This is a genomic window from Paenibacillus sp. MMO-58, from assembly GCF_037146255.1.
Taxonomy (GTDB): Bacteria; Bacillota; Bacilli; order Paenibacillales; family Paenibacillaceae; genus Pristimantibacillus.
This window is the reverse complement of record NZ_JBBCVY010000009.1, coordinates 69,072-81,577: the sequence shown is the minus strand read 5'-3', so window position 1 is coordinate 81,577 and position 12,506 is coordinate 69,072. Positions and strand designations below refer to the sequence as shown.

The following is a 12,506-nucleotide window of genomic DNA, read 5'->3' as shown; positions in this document are numbered from 1 at the left end:
AATGTCCCCGCATCGAATCCGATGCGAGGATGGAACAGGTTAGCCTTAACCTTTAACCTGAAATTGGTTAAGGAGCTTCTGAAGTTTTTCCGACAGAGCGGTAAGCTCCGTTGAAGAGTCGACGATGGCAGACATGCTTTCCTTCTGCTCTTCGACGGAATCGGATATTTGGGCACTGTTTACGGCCGTAACGCTCACTGCCGACGACAGGCTTTCGGATGTAGCCGTAAGCTCCTCCGTACCTGCCGACAGCTCCTCTGTCGAACTCGACACCTCTTGAATTTGCATCGTTACGTTTTGCGTAGCCTGAAGAATCTCGTTCAACAGCTGTTCCGTGGTGTTCGTAATCTGAAGACCGTCATTAACCTCGTAAGTCCCTTGCTCCAGCGCCTCTACGGCAATCCGGATGACGTCCTGAATTTCCTTCACCAGCTCGGAGATTTGCTTCGCGGACTGATCGGACTGCTCCGCCAGCTTCCGGACCTCGCCGGCAACAACGGCAAAGCCCTTGCCATGCTCGCCTACACGCGCGGCCTCGATCGCGGCGTTTAACGCGAGCAGGTTCGTCTGGCCGGAGATGCTCATAATCATCGAAACGATATTTTCGATCTCCTGCGAACGGCTGTCCAGCAGCTTAATGGCACTCGTAGACTTGCTGACCACGGCCTGGATTTGCTCCATCTGCGTCATGACCTGCTTAACGGCCGAGTTGCCCTCAATGGATTTTTGCTCCATGTCGTAAGCTTCGTGAGCGACCTTCGAAGAGTTCTCCGCGATCGTCTGAATAACGGCCGCAAGCTCGGTCATCGCTCTGGCGGTATCCATGGTCGCCTGCTTCTGCTCCCCGATGCCTCCCGAGATTTCCTGAACGCTTGCAGTGATCAGGTTTGTATTTTTACTGTTCAGCTCCGAGATTTCATGCAGATTCTTGGCAGAATTCGTAACGGCATGCGAGGTATGCTGAACTTGAAGCATCATATCGTTAATCCGGCTAACCATCTGGTTGAATTTCTGGTTAACCATTCCAAGGTCGTCGCTTCCGGTCTTCAGTTCCACGTTCAGGTTGCCGGTGCTGACCGTATCAATGCCGCGAACCAGCTCTTGAATAGGCTTCATCGTACGGCGGGATACAAAGAATTGGATCAAGAAAATAATCAGCATGAAAATAACCATAATGGTAATGCCGTTCACCAGAAGCTTATGCAGCCCCTCCGGAACAGCGCTGGCATCCACGTCGGCGGCAAAGAATCCAAGGCTGTTGCCTTGGCTGTCAACGATCGGGTAAAGAACCGACGTCCATGTTCCGAAGCTGTCGGAATAGAAGCTTGTAAAGGTCGGCTTGCCGGTCTTCAGCATCTTGGCAACAGCGTTCGCCATAGCGGCAGGCTGCTCGTACATGTCGCCGATATTAATGTTCTCGGCCGAGAACGCTTCTACGAGACTTGTAGGCATGGCGACCAGCGAAGTTTTATTGCCATCCGCAAGCTCCGTGCCGAATATGTAGGCTTGAGCAATATTAGGGTTGTATTTATGAATTTGATCGAATAAAACCTGAAGCTGGGCTTGCGCCGAGCCTTGGTAGCTCTTCTGCTCGATCGCCTGGGCAACGACAGCCGGATCGATTTCTTTTGCCCATTCCTGCGTAATCGCAATAATCTGGCCGCGCAGCTGCTCAATAAGAATGTCTTTTTGGGTCATATAACTGGAGGAGATTAGAATCGTGCCGATTAAAATAATGTTAATAAAGGCTAACAGCAACATCTTGGTGAAAAAGGACATCCGTCTGATCAACAACATCTGTAAAACGCTCCTATTATGATTTAATTGTCTATTTGGCTGCATTATCAAATGAAAGCGTAATTAACCCCCTTCCACGAATGATGATATGGAATAATTTCTGAAAAAAGCGAATTCGTTCTCGTAATGCTTCCAAATTTAGACATAGACTATTTATATAGTATCGTACTAAATAACTATAAGTTGAATAGCAAAATTAAAAAAAATGTGTAAATACTTTATACATTTTGTAATAATTTCGTGAAAAAAATCAAATATGTAGTACTTTTGATCTATTTATCAGGAAATATCAGAATATTTTTTCAAATCCTGTATCCTGCAGCCCTTATTTTTGATGCTAAAAAAGCAGCATTTCCGTAAAAGGAAATGCTGCTTTTGTCCGTTCTTTTTATCGATTATAAGCGTTCATTAATTTTGACCAACAATTCCTTTAAGGTTTGCTTTTCCTCTTCGGTAAGGACTTGAACGATCTCATCCTCCACCTTTTGGAAGGACTCGTTAAAATCTTCAATTAATTCAACGGCCTTTGGTAAAACATAAATATTTTTTTGCCTTTCGTTATTGGCTGGGATTTTCCGCTCGATAAATCCTTTTTGCTCAAGACCTTGAAGCATGCTTGTAATGCTAGCCCCGCGCAGATGAAACCGATCGGCAAGATCCCTCTGAATTAATTCCGTTTCTTGATTCTCGTAGATATAGCCAATTATTTTTCCTTGTTGAGCGTTTAAACCTAACTCTTTTATGCTCTCGTCCGCTTTTTTCTTTAACTTAAGGCCAATAATCTGAAACAAATCCAGATAAGGCGTCTCCTTACGGGGCTTCATGACCGTTCCTCCCTTATTGTTAGAACGCTAACTATAAGCAAATAAACTATACAGAGAACCAGCTTCCCTGTCAAATAAATATTAGTTTATTGACAGTTAGTTATCTAACAGTTATACTCCGAACTGAATCAATTGCAACTCCAAGGAGGAACAACAAAATGAAAAATTCAGGCCCAAGCTCTTCTGTAGAGAAAGTTACCGCTATTACGAATGCGCGTATTTTCGATGGCGAGAAAGTAATCGAATCAAGGAGTATTGTCATCAAAGGGGAAACCATTATTGCGGTGGGCGGCGACATTCCGGCGAATGCAACGATAATCAATGCCGAGGGCGCAACCTTACTGCCCGGCTTGATTGATGCGCATGTCCACACCTCCATCGGTGGATTAAGGGATGCATTACAGTTCGGAGTGACGACAGAACTCGAGATGAATGGTGATTTTACGGGGAGAGGACGCTCGATTCAATTAAAAAATGTGGATGACGTCGCCGATGTCCGCTCTGCAGGCACGGCAATCACCGCTCCGGGAGGTCATCCGGATGAATTACTGCCGGACGGGGACGAGATTCCGGAATTCGTATTAAAGGAACTGGATAAGTTATCGGATGAAGACCGGGAAGCTATGCTAGCCGCTTACGCCCACGATCACGAAGAGGTGCCGCAAGTAACGACGGTGGAAGAAGCGATTAAACATGTGCATACTCAGGTGGATAATGGCGCCGACTATATAAAAATCATGATTGAAGAAGGTACGGTGATGGGCGCCCCCGGCCTGCCTGTATTAAGCGACGAGATTCTGAAAGCTGCCGTAGAAGAAGCCCATAAGTTCGATAAAATCGTCATCGCCCACGTCTTGACTGCCCGTTCATCGCAAACCGCCATCGATCTTGCAGTGGACGGATTGGGCCATCTGTTTATCGACCGGCCCGGGTATACGTCGGAGTTAGTGCAATCCATCGCAGATTCTGGCGCCTTTGTTACACCGTGCCTGGTGTTAAACTCATCCATCCTGGGGAACCCAGCATCGGAATTGGCGAATGATCCTCGCGTTCATTCCAAGTTAAGTCCGGAATGGATTGATATATTGAACTCAAGCTTCAATACTTTCCCGCAAGGCAAACTGGAAAATAGCTTTAAAAACGTGATGGATCTTCACAATGCCGGAGTCGATATTCTAGTCGGGACGGATGTCGCCCCCGTTCCCGTTCCGAATCTTGGCGGCCTTGCCCACGGAGCCAGCGTACATCATGAATTGCAACTGCTGGTAACGGCCGGGTTCACTCCGATAGAAGCACTTCAGTCTGCAACCTCGAAACCTGCCCGTCGGTTCGGTCTTCGTGATCGTGGCCGTATTGCGGAAGGCGCGCGCGCGGACTTCGTATTGGTGAATGGCGATCCGACAACCAATATCTCGGATACCTTATCTATTAAAGCCGTATGGTTTAAAGGTGCGCAAAAACGGGGTTAATTATTTCTTTTGGAAGCCATATTCAAAATTTCTTCTTTTCCATTACCTTAAAAAAGGGCAGCTGGCCATATAGCCAACTGCCCTATATTCAATTCGCAAAAGCCATGCCGCGTCATTGCGCTGTCTTGATGCCTACCGTATAGATCTCGCACGGCCCAAGCTCCGCCGCGAACGAGCCGTTCGCGCCTTCGCCGGACGGCTGCAGGCGTTCGCCCGCCTGCTCAAGCACGTCGCTCGCGTACGCCACCACGGCAGAGCCGACGTTCGGCTGCGCCTGCAGCTTCGCCGCTTCCGGCCGCATGTTGAACCAGCGCAGCATGAGGTCGCCCGTCGCTTCCGCGATCTTGGCCGAGGAGAACGCAATGCCTTCGCCTTCCCATGCCAGGAACGAATGCGCCGGCGACAGCGTTCCGCCGTGTACACCGGTTTGCGTGATGGTCCACGGCGCTTGGAACTGATAAGCGGACGCATACGCGCCCGTTGCTGCGCCGTCGCCGCCATGCGGAATGATCAAGAGCTCCACGGTTTGCTCGCCGAGGCATTGCGCTTCCGGCGTCGGGAAGACGCCCCAGTCGCCCAGCTCGGAAACGGAGCGAAGCAGCGTAACCGCAATCGTATTGCGGCCGTCACGCAGCACTTCGTATTCGTTCAAGCCAAGGTTCGCGATCGTGAGGCCCTGCGTGCCGTCGCTGACATCGGCAAAGGCTTGCTGATGCTGCGCGTTGCTCGGGTTCTCCCATTCGGCGGCAGGCTCGTTATCGCGAACCGCCACTTCGAAGATCGCGTCGGCCCGATGGACGGACGCGGCCAAGTCTGTCGGGAACAAGGCGCGCACGCGATGGTCCTTCGCTTGGTTATTAAACGTGGTACGGATGCCTACGCCGCGTCCGGAACGCTCCAGGCTGACGACGGTGCGGATCGTGAACGGCACGTAATCCGTCGAACGGCCGGCTTTGCGCTCGGGATAATAAACGGCTTCCTGCTTCTCCTGCTCGAACAGCTCGTCGGCGGACGCCGGGATCGACCAATGATGCACGATCTCGAACGATGCGCGGTACGCGTTGTCTTCGATGACGCGGATTTCGGCCGCAAGACCTTTAGTCGTGAGCGCCGGCTCGCCGTCCGGCTGCTTGAACATGTACTCGTTGCCGATATCTCCGGCATCTTCATAGATGAGCAGATCGCGGTACGTGCGTCCGCTGGCGATATCCGTTACCGCCAGGGTTCCGTCTTCGGCAATCTCGATGTTCAGGTTGTTGTTCGCTAGCGTACGGGGACCGGTTACCAGCGACGGCGATGCTGCGCCGTCTGCGGCGCCCAGCACCCAAGCGTACGTCTTCAAGCCAAGCGCCGGCACGGCGGTTGCTTCGAACGTCAGCTTCACGCGGCGAGTCCAATACGGCTGGCGGAATTTGTCATCCGGCAGGTCGTAGCCGAACTGCAAGCCCAGATCCTCGAACGTATGCTCGACGGCGTTGCCGTCCGCGTCCACGAGCGTGCGCCCCTCGAGGGAGATTTCCTTCATCATGCGAATCATGTCATTCGGGGCGATGCCTTCGCGGAAATACACGCGTGCAACATCCAGCTCGATTTCCACGACGCCGCTGCGCGTCCATCCCGTCGTATTAAACGCGACAAGCGGAAGCGCATCCTTTCCGTAGCCCGCGAACGCGCTCGTATCGACGGCGCCGGCAACGGCATGCTTGCTGTCGTCGACGATCGTCTCCGCCACATGGCGGCTCTTGTCGAACCGGGTGACCATCTCCCGATGCACCTCGTCGACGCTGCAGCCGCAGATGCTGTCATGCGGATGGTTCTGCATGAGCGTTTTCCAAGCATACTTCAGCAGATGATGCGGGTACTTGGCTTTGCCCGTCATATGAGCGAACGCGGCGAGCGGCTCGGCGACCTTCTCGAGGATCGTCTGGCCGACCTGGTTCATCTGTTTCAGGTAGACGCGGGCGGACGCCGTATTCACAAGCGTCGACCAGCCGTCCGTCCGCTGGCTGCGCAGCTCGCCGCGCACGACCGACAGCTGCTTGTCTTTGAGCGACGACTTCAGCGATGCCAGATAATCCGGGAAATTCGAATGAACGAAATCCGTATCCGGGTATAGCTTGCGAGCAACGCGAATCGCTTCGGCCAGATCCGTCTGGATCGGCTGATGATCGCAGCCGTTCATGAACAGCAGCTGCCCCGTCGATGCGTATTTGCCGGCATCGGCCAGCTTGCGGTCCCAGTATTCCTTGGCCTCCGCTTCGTCCACGGGCACCTCGTTGCCGTTGCTGTACCAGTTGGCGAACAGAATGCCCAGCACCTGCGAACCGTCCGGCCCTTCCCATACGAGCTCCGAGAAGGACGACTCGTACGCGGAGTCCGAGACCATGTTGTTGAAGCCCGTCGGCTTGACGCCGCGGCCGAACACCGCGTTGTCGATGCCCGCCTGCTTCATGAGCTGCGGCGCTTGGCCGATGTTGCCGAAGGTGTCGGGGAAATACCCGACCTTCGCGATCGTGCCGTACTGCGCGGCATCTTGATGCCCGATCTGCAGATTGCGGACGTTCGCTTCGCTGCTTGTCAGGAACGCATCCTGCAGCACGTACCACGGACCGATATGAATGCGGCCCTCGCGGATCCATTTCTCCAGTCGCTCCCGCTCTTCCGGGCGTACCTGCAGGTAGTCTTCGATGATGATCGTCTGTCCGTCTAGATAAAAGCTGCGGTATTCCGTGTCGTTCTCCAGCGTGTCCAGCAGCGTATCCATAAGCGCGATAAGCCGCACGTGATGTTTCTCGTAAGGCAGATACCATTCGCGGTCCCAATGCGTGTGCGAGATGATATGCGCCGTTTTTCTATGATCAGCGTTCGCCATGGCGATCGTCTCCTTTCGATTTCAAGCCTTATTCGGCCGGCAGCGCCAACACTTCCACTTCGTCCGGGCGATAAACCTCCGTCACTCGGCCGGTCCGGTCGACGGCAAACAATACCGCGCGCTCCCTCTCCAGCACGAACGAATACGTCGTTCCCGTCGCGGCGGACTTCACTTCGATCTTCGCGTCATGCGCGTATTCGGATACGAACACGAAGAGCTCGCCGTCCCTGAAGCGAAGACCCCGGCCGTACACGCCGGCCAGGTCGCCGCCCTTCAGCCATTCCAATTCGCGGCGCGCGCCCGATACCTCCAGTGCATGCGCATAAAGCGCCGCGACCGGCTCGGCGCGTTCGTTCAGCTCCACCGGCAGCGGACACCAGATCAGGCGTCCTTGTCCGTAAGCTGCTTCCATGACCTGATCCGCTCCCGCAGCGGCGCCGTAACCGGCTTCCTTGAACACTTCGGCGATTCTCCGGTGACCGTACGATACCGGATACCCCTTGTCTCCGATCGCGAGCCGTTCTTCGCGAACGACGTTAGCCGGCTTCCGCTGGCCGAATGTATCCGACAGCCGGTCCGCTTCCCGCCAGTAGGCGTCAAGCCCGAGCGGACCCGTGAACAAGAGAGTGGCAGCCGTCCTGTCCACGATGTCCAGCAGCCGCGCGAAGGCCTCGTCGGCGAAGTTATGCGCGGACGGCACGATGATCAGCTTGGCCGGCGCCGCTTCAAGCGCGTCCAGATGGTATTCCGACACGCCGCGGAACGGCGTCTTTAGCTCGTAGCCGAGCACGCGCGTCAGGCGCGTCGTCGCGTCGAATGCCAGCTTGCGGTTCGAGAAGTCGTTGGAGTACGGGAATACGGCGGCGACATCCTCCAGCTCGCGGTCCCGGAACAGATCGCGGATCCGCTCCATGAAGCTGCCGAATCGGTAAGAGACGTCCGCCTCCGGCTTCTCGGTTCCGTCGGCCCGCAGCGCGCCGATATGGGATTCGTTCGCGTTGTCCATGTAGAAGTTGGTGTTCCAGATCCACTGCACGGCTCCGGCTCCGCCTGCCGCGAAGGCGTACGCGTACTTGCGCTCCAGCATCGCCCGCAGCTCTTCCTCGGACCGCTTCGCGAATCCGGCCGGCGTTTCCACGTACATGATCCCCGTCTCCTGCACGACGTTTGGCTTGTCGGCCGTCTTCGCGAAGATGCCGTCCCATAGCAGATGGTCGTTCAGCCACCAGGAATGCACAGTCGTATAATCGACCTCTTCCCCGTAAAAGAACGGCGAAGGACGCTGCGCGCCAAGCGCTTCGTCCTGGCCAACCGTCACGAGCTGCGACGGATTGCTTTCCTTGATTGCGTCGACGAGCTGCTTCGCCCAGCGGCTATGCATATCCATCGAGAACAATGCGTAATCCAGCCAACGCGTACCCCTTTTGCCTTGGTGCATATCCTGCACGTCGAAGTTGATGTCCTCCGGCTCCGGTATGACAGCTGACGCGAAATCCGGCAGCTCGCCCGGGGTCATGCCCCAGCGCTCTCGAAGCTTCTCGATGGTGCCGTGGCGCTCCGCCAGCCATTCCGCGTAAGCCGCTTTCTCGAACCGGTCGCGGCTCGAGCGCGGACCGTCGGAGAAGATCCGCGGCGGATCGAACATCGATGGCTCGTTGATCAGGTCCCAATCCACGTTGGTCGTCCCGCGGTGACGGCTGACGATGGAACGGATGAACCGCTTCTGCGCTTCCACGCTGCGCGGATCGAGGTACGGGTTCGTGCCTTCCCACGTCTCCGGCGTAAAGGAGAAGAACGTAAACGTCACCTGCAGGCCGTGCCGCTTCGCGGTCATGAAGAACGCGTCGATCGAGCGCAGCACTTCTTCGGACGCATGCCCGTCCACCTGCATGATATTGCGGTATGCCGTCCAGATGCCCGTGCGGATCCAGTTAATGCCCGCTTTGCGCATTTGCGCCATATCGCGATCCCATACCGATACGTTCGGCAGGAACAAGAACTTGCGCGCGACGTCCGAGGTCATGTAAGTCATGCCGACAACTGGCATCGGCCGGCCATCCTTCTCGAAATAATCCCGGCCGCGCGCGAGCAGCCCGCCGGTGTTCAGCAAATCGGCGTCCATACCCCAGAAGCCTTGGCGAAGCAGGCGCGTCTCTCCGTCCGAGGACTTGGCTACGCAATCCACAAGATAATAACCCGCTTGGATGTCGCCAAGCAGCGCAATGCGCTTCAGCTCCAGCTCGGGGCCGACTTCAGCCTCGTGCCAGTAGGTGGACACGTCGCCTGATCCTTCCGCGCGGCTGACTTTAATGTCGAACGTCCAGTTCGTCTTGCCAACCGAGCCTCGCCCCAGCTTCTGCGCTTGGAGCGTCAGCATTGGCCGCTCATGCAGCTCGTAGGAAGCATAAGCCGGTTTCAGCCACAGCTCGGTTACGCCGGCCGCGCAGAACGCCGCCCACGCCACAAGCGCCTCTGCTCCGCCGCGCGCGAAGAAATCCGCGCCAAGCGGCAGGTTGACGAAAAGCCAGCGTCCGCCGGCGAAATCGCCCTTCGTGTTCTCCCACAGCACGGCTGGTGCGGCAACTTCACGCCCCTCGGCGGAAATGCCCTTCAGCACGGGGTAAATATGCGCGTCCATCGGACCCGCCGACCCCATCTGCAGCGGCAGGTCGCTTGATTTGGTCACATGCGGCACGAGGTTCCACGTATCCTTGGCGTCAAGCAGCGCCTCTCTGCCCTTGAATAGAGGGATTTCTTCGCTAGCGGCCAGCTTCAGGACGGGCTCCGCCTTCACAGGCAGCATTTCATGAATGCGCAGCTGCCGGTGATACGCGGTTTGCTCCGGCTCTGCAAGCCACTCGCCCGCTACTTTGCGGACCGGCACGCGGAAAGGCGCGCCACCCAAGCTGATCAATCCGCCGCCGCGTTTCAAAAACCCGAGCAGCGCTTCCCATGCATCTACCGGGAAATAAGGCGCGTGCAGCGACACGAATACGCCGCCTTCCGCTCCTTCCAGCCTTGCCGCCAGCGCATCGGCGCCGTATACCTCGCCGACGCCCCGCAGCTTTTCCAGTTCCGCTCCGTCAATGGCAGAGGCGCCCGGAAAGGCGCCATCATAGAAAATAATCGTCGAATTAAGCATCGAGGAGTCCCGCTTTCATCGCTTTATAGACTAACTGAGAGAACAAGCTGTTGGACCAGGCGAACCATTTGCGCGTGAATACGGCAGGATCGTCCGAATGGAAGCCTTCATGCATGAAGCCGGTGTCGGCGTCCGTCGCTTCCAATACCGCGATCATGTCGAGCATTTCCTCGTTCGTCTTGGCCGTGAGCCCTTGCATGGACAAGGCCATATGCCAGATATAACCCGGAGGCGTATGAGGGCTGCCGATGCCTTTCGCGGCCGTGCCTTCGTAGTAGAACGGGTTTTCCTTGCTCAGGGCGAAACGGCGAGTATTCTGATAGATCGGATCGTCTCCGTCCACGTAGCCGAGGTACGGAATCGAGATCAAGCCCGGCGTGCCTGCATCGTCCATTAGACAGTAGTTGCCGAAGCCGTCCGTCTCGTACGCGTAGATCGGCCCGAACTCCGGATGCCGGTAGATACCGTACAGCTGGATGCCGTGATTGATCTCGCGCTCCAGCTTCGCCATTTCCTTCTCGAACGACAGGTCGCGGAAGACGAATTCGGCGATTTCGCGCATCTGGCGCAGCGTGACAACCGCGAACATGTTGTCCGGGATGTTGTAATGGAAATCGCAGGCGTCGTCGCTTGGACGGAAGCCGGACCAGATCATGCCCGTGTAGTTGACAGGCATACCGATGCCATCATTCATGAGCGAATCGGTCATGATGCCGTTATCCCGCTCGAAGCGGTACGGCGAACGCTCGAAATGGTGCTGCTCCCGCTTCCACAGGTCGACCGCGGCGCGCATCGCAACCTTGAAGTCCGCGTCAAAGATGTCGGCGCGGCCGGTTTCCTTCCAATATGCGAACGCGAGGCGCATCGAGAAGCAGATGGAATCGAGCTCGAACTTGCGCTCCCATACCCAAGGGGACATGTCCGTCTTGTCGTCGGTATTCCAGTGCCAATCGTTCGCCATCTCGTTAAACGCGTTCGCGTACGGGTCGATGACGATGTTGCGCATGTGCAGCTTGATCAGGCCGCCGATAATCCGCTGGAGGTCGGCGTCGTCCTTGGCAAACGGAACATAGTGCATAACCTGCTCCACGGAATCGCGCAGCCACATCGCGGGGATATCTCCCGTAATGACAAACGTTGTACCGTCGTCCAGCAGCTTCGTCGTTGTTTCCAGCGTATTCGGGAAACAGTTCTTGAACAGCTGAAGCAGCTTCGGACGGTGCGCAAGGCGCGTCTCCGCCTCCGCCAGTACCGCTTGCACGGATTGCGGCAGCGGCAGGTTAGGCATATCGATTTTGGGCAATCTAAATTGTTCCATGGTTGTTTTCCCCTTTGTCGTTACTTTATCGCGTTGCTTATGCGAACCGCAAAAACGGCCCGTCGGCGGTTGTCCGCGCCGCGGGCCGCTTGCGGTGTGAAATGTACGTAATGCGGTTTATTTTTCGCTCCGTTAACCTTCTAGGCTTAAGGGCATTACTCCTTCACGGCGCCAACCGTCAGGCCTTGCACGAAATAGCGCTGGAAGAACGGATACGCGAGCACGATCGGCCCGGTCGCCAGGACCACCATCGCCATCCGCGACGTATCCTGCGGCATCGATTGCAGTACGGCCGTCCCCAAGGAGGCGTTGTTGCTGTTGGCGAGAATGAACTGCATGCTGTTCTCGATCCGCATCAGCATCGATTGCAGCGGTACCAAGTCGGGATTCTCGATGTACAGCAGGGCGTTGAACCAGTCGTTCCAGTAGCCAAGCACGTTGAACAGCGCGATTGTCGCGAGGCCCGGCAGCGCAAGCGGAACGATGAGCCGGAAGAAAATGCCGAACTCGCCGGCGCCGTCGATCTTGCCGGATTCGATAATGGCGTCCGGGATCATGGTCGAGAAGAACGTGCGCATGATCATGATATAGAAGGCATTAACCGCGAGCGGCAGAATGAGCGCCCACAGGGAGTTCCCGATGCCGAGCAGCTTTGTCGTCACGATGTAGGTCGGTACAAGCCCGCCGTTGAACAGCATCGTGAAGAAGGCCAGGAACGAGAAAAATTTACGGTATTTGAACCCTTTGCGAGAGATCGCGTAGGCGAAGAGCGAGATGAGTACCAAGCTGATCACCGTGCCGACGACCGTAACGAGAATCGTTACGCCGTAGGAGCGCAATAGTTGGTCGCCCGCCTTGAACAGGTAGCTGTAGGCGTCGGTGCTCCATTTTTTCGGGAATAACGAATACCCGTCCAGCGCAAGCGTCTTCTCGTCCGTGAACGAGATAACCATGACGAGCAGAAACGGAAACACGCAAGCCAGCGCGAACAGTCCGGCAATGAGGTTGAAGATGACGTTCCAGGCCGGCGTCAGCCGATGAAAGTCCTTGGTTTTCCTTAGGGATGCCATGATAATTCTCCTTT

General features: G+C 55.9%; 7 protein-coding genes. 1 reads left to right on the top strand and 6 read right to left on the bottom strand.

The window, feature by feature from the left end; translation table 11 throughout:
- Positions 1–45: 45 nt before the first annotated feature.
- The gene (locus WFJ73_RS24010) at positions 46–1,797 is read right to left on the bottom strand and encodes a methyl-accepting chemotaxis protein (protein ID WP_336775484.1); all 1,752 of its coding nucleotides are present in this window, start codon (positions 1,795–1,797) and stop codon (positions 46–48) included.
- Between the two features lie 395 nt (positions 1,798–2,192).
- The gene (locus tag WFJ73_RS24005; RefSeq protein ID WP_336775483.1) at positions 2,193–2,621 is read right to left on the bottom strand and encodes a MarR family winged helix-turn-helix transcriptional regulator; all 429 of its coding nucleotides are present in this window, start codon (positions 2,619–2,621) and stop codon (positions 2,193–2,195) included.
- A 158-nt stretch (positions 2,622–2,779) separates the two neighbouring features.
- Between WFJ73_RS24005 and WFJ73_RS24000 the strand changes: the two genes are divergently transcribed.
- Complete coding sequence (locus WFJ73_RS24000; protein ID WP_336775482.1) at positions 2,780–4,090, top strand: amidohydrolase family protein; 1,311 nt, start codon at positions 2,780–2,782, stop codon at positions 4,088–4,090.
- Between the two features lie 112 nt (positions 4,091–4,202).
- Here the strand turns inward: WFJ73_RS24000 and WFJ73_RS23995 are convergent, their stop codons facing one another.
- From WFJ73_RS23995 to WFJ73_RS23980, 4 genes are all read right to left on the bottom strand, one after another.
- The gene (locus WFJ73_RS23995; RefSeq protein ID WP_336775481.1) at positions 4,203–6,962 is read right to left on the bottom strand and encodes an alpha-mannosidase; all 2,760 of its coding nucleotides are present in this window, start codon (positions 6,960–6,962) and stop codon (positions 4,203–4,205) included.
- 28 nt (positions 6,963–6,990) lie between these two features.
- Complete coding sequence (locus WFJ73_RS23990; protein WP_336775480.1) at positions 6,991–10,104, bottom strand: beta-galactosidase; 3,114 nt, start codon at positions 10,102–10,104, stop codon at positions 6,991–6,993.
- Positions 10,097–11,422: a glycoside hydrolase family 125 protein gene (locus tag WFJ73_RS23985; RefSeq protein ID WP_336775479.1), complete on the bottom strand. Its 1,326-nt coding sequence runs from the start codon at positions 11,420–11,422 to the stop codon at positions 10,097–10,099. The genes WFJ73_RS23990 and WFJ73_RS23985 overlap by 8 nt, the downstream gene beginning before the upstream one ends.
- Positions 11,423–11,577: 155 nt before the next feature.
- On the bottom strand, positions 11,578–12,492 hold the full coding sequence (locus WFJ73_RS23980; protein WP_336775478.1) for a carbohydrate ABC transporter permease: 915 nt from the start codon (positions 12,490–12,492) through the stop codon (positions 11,578–11,580).
- Between the last annotated feature and the right edge of the window lie 14 nt (positions 12,493–12,506).